At 55.1% G+C, this 17466-nt stretch carries 23 protein-coding genes; all 23 read right to left on the reverse strand.

The window, feature by feature from the left end; all coding sequences use genetic code 11:
* Positions 1 to 915 carry a GIN domain-containing protein gene (locus tag AADV58_RS16965; protein WP_152091042.1) on the reverse strand — a complete coding sequence of 305 codons (915 nt, stop codon included), beginning with the start codon at positions 913 to 915 and terminating at the stop codon, positions 1 to 3.
* Positions 916 to 926: 11 nt separating this feature from the next.
* Positions 927 to 1064: a hypothetical protein gene (locus AADV58_RS16970; RefSeq protein WP_341744776.1), complete on the reverse strand. Its 138-nt coding sequence runs from the start codon at positions 1062 to 1064 to the stop codon at positions 927 to 929.
* Between the two features lie 41 nt (positions 1065 to 1105).
* On the reverse strand, positions 1106 to 1594 hold the full coding sequence (locus AADV58_RS16975; protein WP_197739103.1) for a hypothetical protein: 489 nt from the start codon (positions 1592 to 1594) through the stop codon (positions 1106 to 1108).
* A gap of 13 nt (positions 1595 to 1607) precedes the next feature.
* Entirely contained in the window at positions 1608 to 2585 is a 978-nt protein-coding gene (locus AADV58_RS16980; RefSeq protein ID WP_152091040.1) for a hypothetical protein, read from the reverse strand.
* 56 nt (positions 2586 to 2641) lie between these two features.
* Complete coding sequence (locus AADV58_RS18680; protein WP_152091039.1) at positions 2642 to 3097, reverse strand: DNA translocase FtsK; 456 nt, start codon at positions 3095 to 3097, stop codon at positions 2642 to 2644.
* Positions 3098 to 3100: 3 nt separating this feature from the next.
* Positions 3101 to 4678, reverse strand: coding sequence for a hypothetical protein (locus tag AADV58_RS16990; protein ID WP_152091038.1), 1578 nt, complete (start codon positions 4676 to 4678; stop codon positions 3101 to 3103).
* 21 nt (positions 4679 to 4699) lie between these two features.
* Complete coding sequence (locus AADV58_RS16995; RefSeq protein WP_152091037.1) at positions 4700 to 4939, reverse strand: hypothetical protein; 240 nt, start codon at positions 4937 to 4939, stop codon at positions 4700 to 4702.
* 10 nt (positions 4940 to 4949) lie between these two features.
* On the reverse strand, positions 4950 to 5717 hold the full coding sequence (locus AADV58_RS17000) for a Lar family restriction alleviation protein (RefSeq protein WP_152091036.1): 768 nt from the start codon (positions 5715 to 5717) through the stop codon (positions 4950 to 4952).
* Positions 5714 to 6187 (reverse strand): hypothetical protein, encoded by a 474-nt coding sequence (locus AADV58_RS17005; RefSeq protein ID WP_152091035.1) that lies wholly within the window; start codon positions 6185 to 6187, stop codon positions 5714 to 5716. Before AADV58_RS17005 ends, AADV58_RS17000 begins: the two co-directional genes overlap by 4 nt.
* Positions 6184 to 6519, reverse strand: a complete 336-nt coding sequence (locus AADV58_RS17010; RefSeq protein ID WP_152091034.1) for a hypothetical protein — start codon at positions 6517 to 6519, stop codon at positions 6184 to 6186. Before AADV58_RS17010 ends, AADV58_RS17005 begins: the two co-directional genes overlap by 4 nt.
* On the reverse strand, positions 6516 to 8123 hold the full coding sequence (locus tag AADV58_RS17015) for a hypothetical protein (protein ID WP_152091033.1): 1608 nt from the start codon (positions 8121 to 8123) through the stop codon (positions 6516 to 6518). The genes AADV58_RS17010 and AADV58_RS17015 overlap by 4 nt, the downstream gene beginning before the upstream one ends.
* Positions 8124 to 8330: 207 nt before the next feature.
* A complete protein-coding gene (locus AADV58_RS17020) occupies positions 8331 to 8753 on the reverse strand; it encodes a phage protein NinX family protein (protein ID WP_172974830.1) in 423 nt (140 codons plus the stop codon).
* Between the two features lie 10 nt (positions 8754 to 8763).
* The gene (locus AADV58_RS17025) at positions 8764 to 9177 is read right to left on the reverse strand and encodes a hypothetical protein (RefSeq protein WP_152091031.1); all 414 of its coding nucleotides are present in this window, start codon (positions 9175 to 9177) and stop codon (positions 8764 to 8766) included.
* Between the two features lie 8 nt (positions 9178 to 9185).
* Positions 9186 to 9464, reverse strand: a complete 279-nt coding sequence (locus AADV58_RS17030; protein ID WP_152091030.1) for a hypothetical protein — start codon at positions 9462 to 9464, stop codon at positions 9186 to 9188.
* Positions 9461 to 9697, reverse strand: a complete 237-nt coding sequence (locus tag AADV58_RS17035) for a hypothetical protein (protein WP_152091029.1) — start codon at positions 9695 to 9697, stop codon at positions 9461 to 9463. Before AADV58_RS17035 ends, AADV58_RS17030 begins: the two co-directional genes overlap by 4 nt.
* A gap of 78 nt (positions 9698 to 9775) precedes the next feature.
* Positions 9776 to 12508, reverse strand: coding sequence for a hypothetical protein (locus tag AADV58_RS17040; RefSeq protein ID WP_152091028.1), 2733 nt, complete (start codon positions 12506 to 12508; stop codon positions 9776 to 9778).
* Positions 12505 to 13926 (reverse strand): site-specific integrase, encoded by a 1422-nt coding sequence (locus AADV58_RS17045; RefSeq protein WP_152091027.1) that lies wholly within the window; start codon positions 13924 to 13926, stop codon positions 12505 to 12507. The genes AADV58_RS17040 and AADV58_RS17045 overlap by 4 nt, the downstream gene beginning before the upstream one ends.
* On the reverse strand, positions 13926 to 14264 hold the full coding sequence (locus AADV58_RS17050) for a hypothetical protein (RefSeq protein ID WP_152091026.1): 339 nt from the start codon (positions 14262 to 14264) through the stop codon (positions 13926 to 13928). The genes AADV58_RS17045 and AADV58_RS17050 overlap by 1 nt, the downstream gene beginning before the upstream one ends.
* A 97-nt stretch (positions 14265 to 14361) precedes the next feature.
* On the reverse strand, positions 14362 to 14907 hold the full coding sequence (locus tag AADV58_RS17055; RefSeq protein WP_341744777.1) for a hypothetical protein: 546 nt from the start codon (positions 14905 to 14907) through the stop codon (positions 14362 to 14364).
* A gap of 63 nt (positions 14908 to 14970) precedes the next feature.
* The gene (locus tag AADV58_RS17060) at positions 14971 to 15144 is read right to left on the reverse strand and encodes a hypothetical protein (protein WP_341744778.1); all 174 of its coding nucleotides are present in this window, start codon (positions 15142 to 15144) and stop codon (positions 14971 to 14973) included.
* Positions 15144 to 15323, reverse strand: a complete 180-nt coding sequence (locus AADV58_RS17065; protein WP_341744779.1) for a hypothetical protein — start codon at positions 15321 to 15323, stop codon at positions 15144 to 15146. The genes AADV58_RS17060 and AADV58_RS17065 overlap by 1 nt, the downstream gene beginning before the upstream one ends.
* 75 nt (positions 15324 to 15398) lie before the next feature.
* Entirely contained in the window at positions 15399 to 16436 is a 1038-nt protein-coding gene (locus AADV58_RS17070; RefSeq protein WP_341744780.1) for a hypothetical protein, read from the reverse strand.
* 215 nt (positions 16437 to 16651) lie between these two features.
* Positions 16652 to 17461: a PRTRC system ThiF family protein gene (locus AADV58_RS17075; RefSeq protein WP_341744781.1), complete on the reverse strand. Its 810-nt coding sequence runs from the start codon at positions 17459 to 17461 to the stop codon at positions 16652 to 16654.
* Between the last annotated feature and the right edge of the window lie 5 nt (positions 17462 to 17466).

The raw sequence follows: 17466 nt of genomic DNA on the forward strand, positions 1-17466 counted from the left end.
TCAGAAATTGCCATCGACGAACTTGATCTTGCCCATACCGGAGACATCGGTATCGCGCTGCGGCGGATTGCCTGCGATCTTGATCTTGCCGACGCCCGACACGCGGGCCACAACGGATTCTGTAGCGGTCGCCTTGATGTTGCCTGCCCCTGATACGCGCAAGCGGCCATGGGTGGCAGAAAGCAGGTAGGCAGCAATATCACCAGCGCCGGACACATCCGCTTCCAGGCGATTGACCTTGCCGGTGACTTCGATGGTGCCCGCGCCCGAAACATCGAGACTCAGTTCGTCCTGGTCGATGTCCCGATAGGTGACATTCCCTGCGCCCGAGATACGCAGACTGGCCACGTTGGGCAACGTTACTTCAACACGGAAGCCGAGCGGGCCAGTGCGTTGTTCCATGCTGCCACCATTGCCGATCACCTTGCCAAAGTTGCGCCCGATGTGGATTGATCCACCTTCGAAGTAATCTCGACCGGCAATTTGTGTGTTGCCATTGCCCGAGATGATTTGCGTTACCCTTCCACCGTTGTTGATGATCATCATCGGTTCGTTGTCGACCGTCAGGCAGTCACAGGAAACCGTCGTCAGAATCTTGGGAAGATCGTTGGCGTCGTTGGAGAAGACTTCCATCTTCGGTTCAGAGCCTTGTCGAACCACAATATCCACGGCCCCGCTCAGTCTGATCTTGCGAATATTGGCCGTGATGGAGCGACTTTCGCTGCCCGGTGCGGATGCCTTCGGCGGTTCCTTGCCGACCAGGGCATCAATGCCATCACAAATCGCTGTAGCAAGGCGATCAGGCGGCAATTGATGTCTAGCCACCCCGACGTGCTGAGCAATCCGCTGGAGCGCTGCATGATAGTCGTTGATGCGTTGTTCTAGTTCTGCGGTTTTCCTGCCTGCTCCGAACATACGTCTGATCCTTAGTTTTCGTTGATTTGGGCGCCGCAGAACAACTTCTGCATGTGCTGCATCGCAGCCTCGGCCTGTTGCTCGCTGGCTAGGCCAGTCACCTGAACGGTTACACCCCAACTGCCGTCTTCATATTTGACGGGCTGCATCGAGAACGTCGGGACTGGGGCCTGAGTAGGAAGCTTGCTCATCACTTGGCCAGCTTGTCGAACTGACCGGACATGCCAGAGCCAGACGGAGCAATAATGCACTCGTTGAAGCTCGGGCCAACGTCGAAGATCATGGGCACGGCACCCGGCGTCTGGCTTAGCAGGGAGTCGGCAAGAACGGACATCCCTTGGCCGGGATAGACGAAGCGCTTGGTTTGCGTCTCACCCTGCTCATCCTCGTACAAGGCATTGACCTCGCCAATCTCCCGCAGCAACGCTTCCACGCCTTCGTGATTTTCCCGCCGGGCAACCCGTACTGCACTTTCCCAGATGTCGACACCCGTGCCGGAGTCGATGCCGCTGAACGAGATGCAGGTTTCAGCTTCTTCCTTCTGTTGCTCAAGCCAGGCTTTCGTATTGCAGGCCGGGCAAGGCAAAGAGTGGTCGTTCGGATCGAATCCGTCACAGTCGGCATTCCAGCAGTAGCCGTCTCCCCGGCATTCAATGGTTCCATGTTGGAAATTACACATGCAGCCCCTCCGTTTATTTAGGCAAGAAAGCCCGCTCGACTGCCATCGCAAGATCGGCCAGTGAGGGTTCGTTGTACCAGGCATCGACAAGCGTCTTGATACTCACCGGATTGCACTTAGCGGCTTCCAGCCCCTTCTGTTTCGCTAGATCGTAAGGTTCAACGGCAAGATAACTGACCCCAGCGCCTCGCATCAGCATTTCCATACAGGCATCTGGTTCATCGATAAAGGCCGCAACCGGATTCAGCGTCACAGCGCCTTCTGGGAAAGGCGCTAGCTCAACAAACTGGATAATCTTTGCCGGTTTGCCCGTTTCGGCTGCGGACTGCTCTGCAATGCGAGTAACCGCGTCCAGTACGCCAGACTGCGGTGCGCCGGTCACATAAATAGGCCGCCCATCAGCAACCCTCTGCTTCAGGACATCTTCCATGTCAATTTCTGGGCGGCCATCGAGGTGTGCCGTGTGGGCACGCGCCTTGTTCGCCGGGCTTGCCCAGATGGAGTTCCAGCCCATAGCGTAAGCGGTCTCCGCCTCGGAGTTGCAGAGTTCATCCATTACAGCAAGCGGATGCGGAGAATTTTCCAAGGCATTCAGCGCAACATTCTTCCCTGCTTCAAAGGCTTCTTCTTGGCTAAGGTCGCGGCCATTCGATGAAGTGGAGAACGAGAAGGCAGGGAGTTTGTTTTCCGCCCCGTGTGTGTGCTTCACCACTTCCTTCAAATCGGCCAATATCATTCGGCCAATAGTTTCGGCTGATGGTTGAATTTCGTTGCCCAACGGATAACTGCCTTCATCCGGATACTCGGCGAAATAGGCAATGTGGGCGTAATGCGTGGGCTTGCCGTCATCGTCCAGTACACCACTCTCAGGGCACGGAATGATGGTGATTTCTGTTTCCAGTTCATCCTCATCCGGCAAGCAGTCTTCCTTCAGTACCAGCCCTGCACATTCCGCCAGGTCTTTGATTTCCGCAACAGTCAGCGTAAGCATCAGTCTCTTCCTTCCCGTTTAATATAACGTCAGTATATACGCAATGCGTTTATTTATCAATGCTCGCCGCATGTGGAATTCTGAGGCAGTATTGGGCGGATGCCCTGCGGCCCTGGTTTTCCAAGAATGTCGCCCTCCATAGCATCTACTAGCCGCGCAGCATGGTTGTAGCCGATCTGAAGATGTCGTTGCACCAGCGAAATGGACGCTCGGCGATGCTCAAGCACAACAGCTTTTGCCCGGTCGTAATAGGGGTCTACACGGGTGCCCTTAATGTCCGGTGCTACGTCGATGCCAGACACGGACTTGATCACGTTATCCGTTGCCTTGATGGATTTCTCAATGGCAACGTCACGTTCGGCTACGTACCGGCATTGCTGGTCATGGTGCCGCCGAAAGGCGTTGAACTTCCGCAGAAAACCAGTAGGGGTAAGCCCATTCTTGACCGGCTCTACGGTCTGGCAGTGCTCGCAGAATAGCTCGACGACACTTTCCTTGGCGCGTACCAGCATGAATTACTGGCCTCCGCCGTCATTGGGCGTCCCTTCCAGCATATCTTCCATTGCATCGAAGTCGAATTCCCAATCCTGCCGGATACCTTCAAGCGTGTCGTCGCCAATGGAAACATGGTCACCACACGTCAAAAGGTAGCGGCTCCCGAACTTGCCGGTTGGGTCTTCGGTAATCACAGGCATGCCGCCGCAGTTCTGGCAAGGCTTGAATCCTTCCGGGAGCGCCACGGGCTGAGCGACTTTAGCCCGTTCGGCCATCCGATATTCACCTCCTGACTTGTTCAGGAATTCCCATGCCAAGGGGAAGCGGACGCGGAAGGACGCCAGCGCATTCAGGCAGGCCCAAGCCTCATCCGATTCGCCGTTCAGGAATTGTTCCTTGTCGATCCCGATGGTGCTGAACTGCTCCCCGCTTGGCAGGAATACCGTCATGCCGTCATTGTCGAAAACGGCATTCTCCTGCTTGGCTTGGAAGAGCACGAGAATCTGGTCACCGATACGGGCTGCATCACGCCCGCTGGGGTTGAAACCGTTGACGGGCGAGTTGGGAACCTCACGGTCACCCCACCAGTAATCGCCGTCATCGCGGACGCGCACCAAGGGCATGGCCATGCCTGGCTTGAACGGTTCGCCCTCGTGCCGGACGGATTCCCACCAGTCGCAGAGAAGCTTCATGGCTGGATGCTGTTCCATACCTCCGGGCACCCCGGCAATCGTCTTGGCAAACTTGCTTTTCTTGCCAAACGCCACTTTCTCCGCATGATCGATTGCCCGCAGAAACAGTTCCGCAGGCATCTCAACAGGGCCATTGGCCCGGTGCGCCTCGATGTCGTGGGTGAGAATGGCTGTTTGCCGCACTTCATGAAGCTGCTCTTCCTGGAAGGCGTCGATGCTCCAAGCGTGTTCCAGCGGAATGCCCGTAATGTCCACCTGCTCTTCCAGGAAGTAGCCCGCCAGTTCGCCTTGGAGTTCCCCGTCCGTGTAGATCAGATCGCAATCCTTGATGATCTGACGCCGCTCCCGATCAATCTGGTCTTCCTCTTCGAATCCCAGCACGGAAACGGGGGTAATACGCATGGCCGGGCCTTCACGCTCCGGCCAGCAGGAGCCATCCATGGAATAGGTAATCCCTTTGCCGGGGTGAAGCTTGATATGGATGAGATGGCGAACCTCCCAGTCATCCTTGGGATAGACACGCCACATGGCGGCGCTTTCGATGTGCCACTGAAATTCGATGTCGAACTCAGTTACGTCCGCAGGGATTGGCACAATCCAGCCATTGCGGATCAACTTCGAGCCACCAACGAAATAGCGCCGATTTGGATACGGCTGCCGAATCTCGATCCCGCCTTCCGGCATCACATCAATCGGGAGACTGGAGGTCACCGTCAGGATGATTTCCTCGCACATCAGCCCATCATCAAAGCGCTTGTTCGGGCGTCCAAGGATTTCGGCGGGAACCCACAGCTTCGGCAGAATATGCAGGATCGGACGATCTGCGTCAGCGCCACTGAGCGGATTACCGCTGGCATCAACCATCTGGGTCTGGCCGTTGGGAAGCTTTTGGAGTGCGTATTTCATTGTTTCTCGCCTTCTATATCGTCAATTTTTCTTCCGCAACAAGGCCGATAAATCGTCAATGGTGCGCCGCATCTGTTTCGCCTGTTGCTCCAGTCCGTTCTTTTTCTGAACGACAGCGCCGAAGGCTTCCCGACCACCATCGATTTCTGCCAGTAGCCATCGGACATCATCCCGAGAGAGCGTAATCGAGTTGTCGCCCACCTGGCGCAGTCGAGCAAGCACCTGATCGACTTCGGGGATGGTTTGATGTTTATCAGCCATTGCTGGAACCTTATGGTGCTCTGAGGGGGTTTGACGCACCGAGCTTGCGGATCAGCGTAATCGCCGCATTTCGCACTTCGACAATCCGGGGATCGTCAGCGTGGCGCGTGGCATGGGTCATCCGGCCCAGCATGGCACCAAGATTGTCGGCACGCTTCTCGAATTCATCGCGCTGGCGCTCGTACATGGTCAGCATGCCCATATACGAAGGTGTTTCCATCCAATCCGCAGAGCCATTGGCCATGATGTTGAAAAGCTGCGTTTGAGTCGGCTCCGGAAGCGTCCTGGCCAAGTCACCAAGGCGCTCGAAACGAGCGGCATACCATTGTTGGCAATGCTCCAACCGAGATGCCAACTTGGACATCTGGTCTTGCATGCCAGCGATACAGGCTTGCTTGAGTTCAACTTCATCAGCCAGCGCCTCGATGTCGTCAAACAGTGCTACCGGGCCATGCCAGTGCGCGTTGGGATCGGGAATCTGCTGATTGGATGTGCGAATCCAGCCTGCAACGTCATCTTCCGTGTGCCAGATATAGCCCCAGCGGCCATAACGGTGAGCGCCAAACGCGACCGGAGGCCAGCGGGTCTGCGAACCACTGAGCGGTTTGCGGGCATTCCAGACAGCGGCAGCAGCCTCCGGGCTGTCGTGATAGCTACTGCTTTGCTTCACTTTGCAATCCAGGCACATGCACTGGTAGCCTGATTTTCGACCGGATCGGCCATGGTGACAGCCAATACGTGTTGAACCACAGAAGGGGCAAGGCAGAAAATTGATCATGCTGGTTGGATGCTTTCAACGATGTTGCTGGGCACCTCAAAAAACCCTTGCTTCCCGGTGAAGGGAATCGGTGATGCTAGCGGATCGTGTTCAACAAAATGCCACGCGAAACGGCCTGGCCCGAAATTGCCGAAATATCCCGGTTCGGCCAGTTTCTCTGTTGGCAAAAAGCCTGCGAGAACTGCCGTGCCCAGCAGGCAACCACGAGGCATTTCCTTCAGATGACCAAACCCCATCTGCTTCAAGGCTTCCCGATACGCTTCCCACGCAGGATCGAACGGGCCTCCATCGGCTCTGGCGCAGAGATATTCCATCATCTCTTCGAGATCGTCCGTCGCCTTCCCGGCGTGAATCCAGATACGCTGGCCGATCAGATTGGCCCACGGTTTCCAGGAACGAGTCTCATAGGGCTTATGCAGGCCGGACATCAGCAAGGATGCGTGCGGCTGCCAAATGGAGAGCGCTTTCATCGTCCCTCTCCAAGTAGGGCTTCCATCATTTCAAGCGTCCGGGTCTTGGAGCCGCGAAACTTCAGCGTCGCACCGTGCCCTTCATCCGTTACTGACGGCGACTGAAGGGGGATTACAAAGGCGAGGAAAGTTGTTCCCTTCCCGTCTGCTGGGCGGCTTTCCAGCGCATCCACAAGGCTCCGATTGCCGATACCCAAGGGAACGGCAGCGCCGCCGATTCGGGCGTGCTCTTCGTCTTCGTAACGGCCCCATGATTTACCACACTCGCAGGTACGCTGCTCGAAACGCAATTTGAGCACGTCCTGGCAGTGCGGGCAGAAGAGCAACTTCATCCTGCCGATTGCTCCATAATGACGAAGGATTTGACATCGACTCGGAGCGGCACCTCTTCAACTGACCACCCGGCACCATTGGTTCCCAATTCAAGCTGTTTGTCGTGCTCGACCATCAATTCCTCTATCTTCTCGCGGTCTGGGTAATCAAGGCCGGTCGTACAGCCTTCAGCCACCTGATCCGCAGCTTCCTGTAATTTCGCTTCCAGAAAGCTGACATGGGCTTCGGCTGCTTCCTTGGTTGGCCACGAGGCCAAAGTCCAGGTCGTGTCTTCCTTGTAGCCGTACCGCGTACCCGTGACGACGAAAATCGATGCAGGCATCGCGGCTTTGCGCTGTTTTTCTACCGACAGAACGTGGTCGACACCCCAGCGAATCTTCTCGGCAAAGACAACTCCATCCACGGTCGGTGCGTTGTAGCCTCCAACGCCAAGGTAGATAGCCAATGTCCGCAAGGCGTCTTCACAGCTATCCAAGCGATGACGCACGGAAACCTCAAGGGGGTTACGAACCGGTGCCGCTACAGCATCCTCAACAGACGCGCATTCATGCCATAGCGCATGCTTGCGAAAAACACGGCTCAAGCTTTCGCATTCACCTACGAGAAAAACGGGCGTGCCTGCCATCAGGGCCGCGCCCGCCTCAAGAAGCGCTCCCTTCAGGATTTCGCCTGGCTGGCAAAACAGCACGAGGCGTTCGGACTGGGCGATTTCATTCAGGCAGCGCTCAGACAGTTCCGCGTAGTCTGCTGTCTGGCCTTCTCCGGCCTCATCAATCCAGGAAGATGCCGTCGTAACGCCAGAAGCCCGCAGTGCTTGCCAGCGATGGGCATGAATAACCTTGGATGCAAAATAGATGCCGCCACGTACCAGCGAACGACCATCGCGGGATGCAATACGCAAGACAGCCTCTGCTTTGGATAGGTCGAACTCGTTATTCGTCCTAACCCCCGACTCCATGTCGATCCAGAAAGGAAGATCGCGCCATGCAGTTGCAGCTTCACGGATGCGGGGCAACTCTTCGTCCAAAACATCCGGCCCCAAACCACCAGCGTAACCACAAAAGAGCGGAACCGAGCCGACAGTAGACATCGGAGGCCAGAACTCGGGCCGCTGCCCGGTGCCCTTCGATGCATCGTAAAGAAGGGCGATGCGGGACAGGCTTTCCGGAGCAGCATCGGCAATGAACTTCTGAATGACGCGCCACGACCCATCGTGATGCTGAAGAATCAAGTGCAGACCGGCGTCAAGCAGCTTGCGATAGATTGCCAGCACCTCTTCTTCAGTAAAGTCCGGGCGGCGGGCATTGATGTTCAACTGGATACGGCTGTAGCGCGACAGTTCGTCAATTCTTGCCTGGGCGGTGTCCGGAGCCAGAAGCTCACGAAAAATCTGTGTGCCGCACAAATGCGCCGCCGTATGAGGCAAGTCAAGGGAAAGGAACTTTTCCCGCCACTGGCGAGAAGGGTTGCGAGGGGTGCCTTCCTTCTCCGGAAACACAAGAATTGCCCACTCAGCGAGCGGATATCGTCCAGAGAGCGCCGCCAAGGTTTCCGGCGAAACAAGATCATCGGCACCGGTCAGGGATACGAGTTCGAGGCTCAATTCATTGCTCCTTGGTTGTACTGGGCTGTTGGCCCAAGGCAAGCTCCCAGCCCGCCTCACCCCACGACATTTGGCAATACTGGCAGTAGCGCATCCGCCCGGAAGCCGTAGCTTTCCATTGACTAACTCCACGCTTCTCGCAGCATGGACACATTTGCCGTTTCGGCTTTTTTGCCCCGAATCCTTGTCCTGCGCGAACGCCCATGATCAAGATTCCTCCGAAAATTCGTCTGGCACGTCAACCATGATGCAGCACCCGGAATATTGACCAAGCCGCGAGGCCACGAAGCATCGCCATGCTGCCACCAAGGGGGATGGGCCAAAGGTCTCAAATCTGACCCGCTTTCCAGCATGCTCTACATACTCTGGTAGGTGCGCCCCGTAGTCATTACCTGAGCATTTGAACGGGAAAATATCGTGCTTCGACAAGAACGGCCCGGACAAACCCCAATCGCTTTGCGGATAAAAACCATCGACAGGGTTTCCGGTGTCTTCGTCCAAGGAAGGCAGATAGCAGCCATCAGGCCTGTCAATGAACCACCAGGCGGGGAACTCCTTCTCGGGCCATATTGCTTTTGCTATCAGGTAACTCAGCGCTTTACCTTGAACGTCGTTAATCTCAATTTGCATGTTCGCCTCTTCAAATACCGCACTTGACGGTACGAACGATCTTCGTGCCCTCGAAGTAGTAGAAATACACATCGCCGTAACAGCCGTGCTTGTCGATCAAGCGACTCACAATGGAACCCCTTTTGATTCCCCAGCCTTGGTAGACGCCCTTCACCGGGCCGCTTTCGTTCTCGCCGACGTAGTGAACCTCGCGCCGAAGTTCGAATCGACGGTATTGGGTTGCCTTCTCGTAGCCGCGCAACCAGTCCGTATAGCGAGCATGATTTTGCGGTTCAAGAAAATGATCCGGAGGATGGCGCTCATAAAGTCGATTTCCAATCCGTTTCTTGCCCTGCAATCCGGTTTCCCAGCCAAGAGCAATGTCGGTATTCCAGCGGCCAACTTCACGCTGGATAACTTCGACGGAGGTATGTTTAGCGTCCATGGGAATCCTTAATGCAAGGCCGCAGCAATGCGGCTCAAAACGTCCGGCTCGATGATTTGCGCTTCATCGGCCAACAGCCCTTCAACGGTCGGATATAGGAACGCCTGGAAGCGCAGGCAAGATGCCAGCCATTCGTGCTCTTTCTCGGTGGCGACCCGATAGCAGACGCAACGCTCCGGCGTCCATCCACGATGTTTCAGGATTCGCTCCGGCCAATCACCAAAGGCCACCACGATCCCGGCATTGCGCCCAGCAGAAATGCGGTAGTAGCGAACCATCTGAATCACGACTGAGCCGCCTTTGCCTTTTCGACACGCTCTGCGCAGCGCATGCCCATTGCAAACCCGAGCCACATCGTATCGGTATCAGGGTCTGCGTAATGACTGAAGCTGTCATTGATCGTAATCGCACCCAGCGGGGTGTTGGCAGCAAAGGCAGGCGTTCCCTTGATCATGCCCTCGAAATGGGCACGCATGGTTTCGACCGAAATACAACCCGGATAGTCTTTGACGTTGAGCATTGGAACTCCTTGCAATATGGGTTAAGTATAAACGCATTGCGTTTATTTTGCAAGGTGCCAATAGCATACTATTGCTGCCTATTGCATCGGTGCATCTGCAAGAGCAAACGACCAGTCCGGGTGCATTCCGCGATTCCTAAGCAGCTCCTCACCTTGCTCGGTCACTCCCGGTGAAATCTTGCTCAGGCGCTCAAGCATTTCCGAAACACGGTTTCGAAGAATTTCGATATGGAACTGCTGGTCGTCGGTTTCATCACCCTCCAGGGTGGAGGACTCCATGCTGCTCAACAGGTATTCCCTGTAACTGAGTAGCTTCCAGGCATGCTCAGGATCAGCGACAAGCCGGAAGTATTTGCACCAGACGCAACTCAGGAAATCCGCGCAGACCCGTGACGCGACTCCTTTTTCGGCGTGCAATTTCTTGTGATCCTTGTTGTAGCGATCAATCTCTGCTTCATTGCCACTGGAGGCGCATTCCCCAACCGGGGTGTGCTGCATGTCCAGGGATGGTTCTGTAATGATGACAATTTCCTTGGCAATCTCCTTGCCGGTGAAATATTTGCCCATTACGTCCACCGCCTTGCCAAGCGTGTAGCGCGACTGATTCTCATCGATCCTGTAGTAGTGGGATTCGAAGGTCTCAAAATTGTGTTTAGCAGCCGCCTCGTAGGCTTGCAAATCCTTCTGGACTTCCCGATACAGATGATTCACGCCGCCTTTACGAATCTTCTTGGTGTCAAAGGTAAGCGAGCTTCCCCGGCGCTCAAGGTAATAGGTCAGCGTCTTGGCGGCATTGGCTCCAAGCCTTTCAACGCCAAGACCTTCCCTGTCCACAAGGAAAACGTAAGTCCGGAACGGATTGTCCAAGGGCAGAGACTCCCGTAACGAGGTTGTCAGGGTGTCTCGAACCATCATTAGATCGGCGACAGCGCTCTTCATGGCAGCGGCATTCGTTTCTGGATCGGAAAACGTGTACCCATCAGTCCGATATCCTGCGCGTGCTTTTTGCAACACTACGGTCACCGTACCGTTGGGGTTGAGAGCCGAAGGCGCTCGCACGATGTCGTCACACTCAATACCAAGCGTAGGAGCAAGGTTCCAACCGGTTTTCAGAAGGATTCGCCCCAGCAGCAAAACAGCTTTGAAATCATCCGGAGTCTCAGCATCCAGCAGGCCGCACTCGATGTGATAGGCAATCTCCCGGCATTGCTCGGCACTGTAGTAGTCGTCGGTGTTCAACCTTTTGAGATGCTTTGCCGTCTTGGTCTGCGTGATCGGGAAAGCTTCAACGACATGGAAACCAAACTTATCCAGGAACCATGTGACGCTGGATTTGTAGGTATAGGCCGTGGATGTCGTCAGCACACCTGTCTTTGCGGTGTTTTGCAGGAATAGCCACAATGCCTTTTGCAACTTATGGCCGGGCAGATCAAAAGCCTTCATCCCGTGAGTTGCCAGCAGCACAAGATGCTCGGCAGAGAGTGATTCCTTGGCAAGCATCATCACCGCCTTGAATTGCGTGAACTGATGATAGACGGTTGTGCTGTTGTACGACTTCTGGTCAATTGATTGCTTTTGTTCATACAGGAAAGCGGCCATGTCGTCGTAGAGTTTGACCGAAATCTCACGAATTGGGCCGTAATCGCAGTAGGTAGGGCGAGCAGAAAACTCGTTATCGAACGTCAATCGATAGGGAAGGGAAATTTCCGTCCATCTTGGAACTTCTAGGAACAGTTGCTCAATCAAATCCTTGATAGAGGTGAAGGTTCGCGCCTCGACGCGGGTTTCTCCACTCAGCCATCGAAGCAATCGCAGGTCGTTGGCGATGAAGACACAAACACCTTGTTTCTTTAGAGCAACCGCATCCTGATCAGAAAGATATGGGTAGCAATCGTGGATGGCCCGCTGAACCGCTGTCAGCTTATCCTTGAAGGATTGAGGCTTGCGCCCCTTCAAGGGGGTTGCTGAGAGCAAATTACCGAATCGTTTCAGGTCGCCGAACAGCGTTGGTGAGAGATTGTAGGTCTCCGTCAGATCAGCAGTATGCCCATGCACCAAAACCAATTTTCGACCCCACCGCACGGGGTCATGCTGTTCCAGCACAGCCTCCAAGGCGGTAGGCGACTGCCAAGTTCTGACTTCCTCCATAACCTTGTCGAGCAAGGCTGATTCCTTTTCGAAGGCATCCAACCCATGAGCCTTTAGCGCAGCCACAGCGGCTACATTTCTGACCAAGAGTGCGAGAATTGCGTAGGAATGATGCTTCACCGCCATCGCGGTCGACGGCAATTCTTCCTTGGCGTCCAAGGACAGAATCAACTGCTTGAAATACAGCAGGAAGGAAGGCGAAACCCGATATAGGTCACCCACGTCGGAGGTGCCAAAGCGCAATCTCAGAATGCTTGGCGGGAGCAACCCAGGTTCATTCTTGTGAATGGAATACAAGAAATTGAAGGTGCGGGCAGTTGAATTCCCCCGCTGGGGTTTCGGGCCAGGCAGGGTCAGTGACTTGCCTTCAAGGTCTGCCCACACCGCTTCTATACTCAGCGCCGCCAACCCGTCCCGAGCCAATGCTGAAAGGTGTTCCGGCTCCAATGCCGCTGCCACCTCCGGCAACGCTGGCAAGAATCGTGACAGGAAGGTTCTTACCGTGGCGGGCTTCACTTGCCACCGATCCGGATCAGCCCGGTATGTTTCAATGGCTCGTGCCACATCGCTTGCAAAACGAGGGGAAATATCAACGACGCGTTGAAGGTTGATCGTGCCGCCATGCTTGCCACGATGGCTGGTGTCCAGATTTTCAACCTTCATGCTGACACTCCCTGCGCATGCGTCTTGGCTTCGGCAGACAGTGTTGGATTCAGGTCGCTGAAAATGCGATTCACCCAGTCCTCCATCTGGCTTTCAAAAGTGACTGAGCGGGCAAAGTTGATGTATTTCAGGGTGGATGAGAAGTTCTCGTGCCCCATCAACGCCATGAGCTTGTACTGAATGAATCCGAGCGGCAAATGCTTCTCCAGCATGAAGCGGGCAAGGCTCGTGGCAAATGTCGCCCGAAGATCGTGAAAGCCTCGCTCAAACGACTGGCCAACCATGAGTTGTTCTTCGACAACCTTGGATGCCGCATTGGTAATTGATTTGCTCTTGATACCACCGCCCGAACGGTTGAGGAATAGTGGGCGGCGCTTTCCTGACCCCTTGAGCAAATCCCACTTGGCAGCCCGCCTCAGTCGTTCCGGTGAATTTTTGAACTCCCAGAGGGATTTCATCAAAAAACGAGGGATCAGGATTTTTCGTTCCTTGTTGAATTTCCCAAGGATGGTCGCCTCGAATACTGTCTTGTCAGTCAAGACGGGATCGACCACGATATCTTCAGGGAAACCAGCTACCTCCATAGCGCGTAGCCCACAGGCCAAGCCAAGCTCACCCCAGAGCTTCCTGTTCTCAAGCTGCATGTATTTGCTATCGAAGAACACCCGAAGTTCCGCAGCGGTGTATGGCGTCAGGGCTTCCCCGAGGGCGTCGTTTTTCGACTTGTACTTCTTCGGAATCGTCAGGTCGCTGGTCTGGATCATTAGCGCCTTTTCATCCTGGAACGTGCTGAACAGAAGATCGAAATCCCCATCCTTCCGGGGCTTCTTGATCGCAATACGAGAGTAGGTGAATGGGATGCGCTCAATCCGGCGTGTCTTCAATGCCCACTCGTAAAACTGCCGGATATGGCTGAGGTACAAATTGGCCGTGTCCCGCGAGATGTCCTCCCGCTTCACCCGCTCGATCAACACCTTTCGATACCGGTAAGGGGGAAGCCATTCCTTTGCCTTTTCGCTATCGGCGACGGCATAGACTTCACGCCAGTCCGTATTGGTCTCGGCCAGCCAAGCGAGGAAGCCACGCAATGAGTTTGCAATACCACCGAGCGTATCAACAGTGACGCCGCCTCGAACGTTGCGCTTGCCGCCCTTCTTCGGGGGCAAAAACTTGCCACGATAGCGATGCTCCATGAACAAGTTCATCTCAAGGCCATCGATAATTCTGGCTGGGCAAAACAAGAGGGGAAAGCCTTCCACCACATGATCGCGGTGAAAATGGATGTCACGAATCTCGGCCACTTCGTTTTTCATGGCGATCTCGGACTGTCCATCGAAATAGGGCAAGTCGCCGAGATTGATCGAGACACGGACAACCTGAACCAAAGACGAAGGGAGAACCTGTGGAACGGAATCCATCAGACTGCCCCTCCCGTGCCATCCTCAGAGGCATCGAGGCAAACTTTCACAGCCTGCACAAACCCGAGGCCAGTGATGTGGCGAACGAAATCAACAGCACCTCCGCCGCCACGGTTTGGGGTGCCATCCGGCAGCAGCTCGTTGACAAACTTCTCACCGGTCAATATGAAGCGAAAATCGAGGCCCTGGTAGCCGACTTGGACTCGAATGCTTTTCCGGCCAGGATCGAGGGGTTCATATTCACGATCAACCTTGTGGTACGCGCCAATGAAGTCCAGCACCTTCGAGAAACGCACGCGCCTGGCTTGGTTGATCTGGTCGGTATTCCACGGCCCCATGAAAAGCACTCCTGAACAGCACTACTGGATTTGGATATAGAACAAGGCAATAGCCCCGATCCAGTGTAACACTTTCAGATTGTGTTACAAAAGGACGTTAGTTTATAAATACCGTAGATGGCACTAAAAAGCGCGTCCCCAAACAGGTTACCGGGTCTGGCAAGCCCTGCTCTTTGAATCGAGCGAACAGCCGCTTTCGCAACGCCCGCTGCGGGGTTATCTTCAAATCCATGCTGCAATCTGAGTTGTTCCCCGCATACGATGGCAACCCCCGGCCAGACAAGACTTTCATCTGCCAGGTGGCCATGAGGTTCGGTTTGGCGATATGGCACTCAACGTCAAGCTGATGCTTCTTCGCATAGCGTTGAATTTTCCTCATCTCCACCTTGATGTGGCGAGCGATTTCCGGCGATTCAACGAGCGTATCGGAAGTCGTAACGACCACCTTTGCACTGCGTCCCATTGCACGAAACTCCCGCGCCACTTCAAGCACCAAGGCCAGCGTAACACTGCTGTCCTTGCCCGAACTCCAAGCCACGACAACCGGATGTTCTTTCTTCATCAGGTCGGCGATTGCCGACTTGGCCTGTCCCACCAGAACATCAAGCGAGGGCAAGGCCAATTCAATTTCAAACAGATCCATAACGACTCCAAATAAATGGGGCCATCTCCCCTGTAGGAGTGTCTCCTACAGGGAGAAAATGACTTAGCCGTGGATGGCTTGGGCCAGCGTGATCCGCTCACCACGAAGCCGGCAGCGGATGCGGTACAGCCTTGCTTCTGCCACCCGGTAGTCGTAGCTATCCGACGAGTAATCAACCCACCCAATTCGACAGCGGGTTGCCATCTTGTTGAGCATTTTGCGAACGTCGTTGTCCATTACGCCCCCTTGATCTCGTTGCCCTGGTTCGCCTCGGCCGCCTTCTTGAGAAGACGGACATGCTGCGTCAGGTTCCAGAGTTCCGTCGCACCAACAACCATCAGGTCATCGGAGCAGCCTTCACCGCTGGCAGAGTTGTTGAGGTCGTCGACCAGCTCGAAAAGCTTTTCTTGCGTCATTGATATTGCTCCTAGAAAAGCCCAGTCGAGATCGCCCCACCACGGGGATATGATCCCCGACCGGGCGTTGGTAAATTAAGCCGCAAGTGCGGCTGCTACTGCTTTGCTACGCAAACGCGCAGACATTGCCTTTCGGGCCGCCTCAGAAAATGCATGCGGTAACAGGCAATACAGAATCGTGCCTTCCGGGTCATTCTCTTCAACAAGCTTTGCCAGCCCTGTCTTTGCGTGGGTGTTGCACCAGCGTCGCACGGACACCGCATCCAGCACCCCATACATCGTGCAAATCGAAGCAATCTCGGATCGCTTCATCCAGCCCGGCGTATGAATCACCTCGTAGATCAACTCTGTGTCATCGAACTCGGCACAGAACGGATCTTCAACGGCTTCAATCAACTCGCGGTGATGCGAGGAGACCTCATGCAGGCGCGAGCGAATCAAATTGGCATCGCAACTGACATCCGCCCAAGGATTGCTCTCCAGGATCGAGTAGGTACGACGACGCAACTTGGCATCGAGCGCAGCCTTTCCGAGGATGTGGAAACGGTTATGGTCGAGCTTTGCGATTTCCGCATCGCTCAACGCAGCCGCATTGCTCGGAATTCCGAAACGGATTTCGGGGCCGAACATATCCACCAGTTGCTTGCCGACTTCTTGAACGGATTTTGCGCCGTTGTGAATCGGGATGATCACATCCGCCCCCGAAGAAACATAACCGGCGATTTTTTGCCGATACCGCTCCCACAGCGCGAACGAACCCGCCTGATCCCCAATGACATCCGGCATCACGATGGAAAAGTTCCAGCATTGCTGCCGTTCCAGTCCTTCGAGAAGATGATCATAGACATCGAATACCGCATCGAAGTCCAGAACCCCGCCCTGCTTGAACGCCGTAAAGGCGCCGCTATCGACGAACGATTTCACACCCTGCTGGGCGCCTGCCTTGAGCAGGCCAATCGTCCGAGAGGGAAGATCGAGCGCAACCGCCCCGACCTGCCGCCCTGCCTCCAGAATGCCTTGAGCGTCCCAAAATGCGGACCCCCCAGAGCAATAGATGGAAGAAAACGACCTTTCTGTTACTTCGACGGTTAAGCCGAAGAGGTCTTGGTTCATGCCTTTCTCCAAAAAATTGGGCACGAACCCCCTTATCGGAGATTGCGCCCCGATAGGGTTGAAATAGGCTGGCTTTGGTGATCCCAGGTAACGCCAGCTACCTTTCTGGCCGAGGCCAAGAATGCTTTGCTACACCAGCGATGCTTTCTCAAAAACCCCAAAGCACGGGCGTTTGAGAAAGCCCCGAAGGGCTTGTTTCAGGGTTTCCCCTGCCATCATGCGGCATTCGCAATCTGGTTTTCGGACGGAGCCGAATCTTCCCCGTAGACAAACCCGAAGCGGCTTTCCCAAGCCACTGGATCAATCGCCAACGGCGTCGTTCTGGCAGTCTTCAAATTAACGAAGACCCCGTGATACGAGAGCGACCCGTACCGGAACAACTCGAAAAGCATATTGAGCGCATAAAGCACCACGCCGCGATTGACGAAGAGCGATTGCTTTTCCAATGCTTCGGCCAACGAGCAGCTTGGGCCATCACCCCCGGATTCCTGCGAAGGATCACAGGTTTCAGGAAAGAGGTCGGCGATATTCGGGAGACGCTTGTTCCCCCCGCGCCGATTCACCTCACCAAGAATGACTTGCCCATCGTGCTGCCGATTACCCATGTCCAGCCACAGCGGAATATTCGATTGCTCGGCACATTCCTTAATGGCTTTTCGGGCAGACCGACTATCCACGCAGCCAACCACCAGATCTACCCCGTAAAGGCATTCATCTGCGGTCAGCCGTTGAACTTCCGCCTTCCATTGCGTCCCCATGGCCATGTTGACCCGGTTCACCAATATTTCGGCTTTCGGCTTGCCCACATCAGGCGGGTAGAACATCTGCCGGCCCACGTTGGCATGACTCACGATGTCGTCGTCGATGACTCGGACACTCAGCCCGCCGGGATGCCCCAACGCGATCATTGCATGATGCAACTGAGCCAGGCCCGTGATCAACTGGGAACCCGTACCTCCAGCCCCAATGACCGCAATCTTTACAGCCCGATTAAGGAACTGCGAAGGCAAGTTGAATTTTTCCATTTAGA

This window comes from Azonexus hydrophilus (assembly GCF_038368255.1).
Classification (GTDB): Bacteria; Pseudomonadota; Gammaproteobacteria; order Burkholderiales; family Rhodocyclaceae; genus Azonexus; species Azonexus hydrophilus.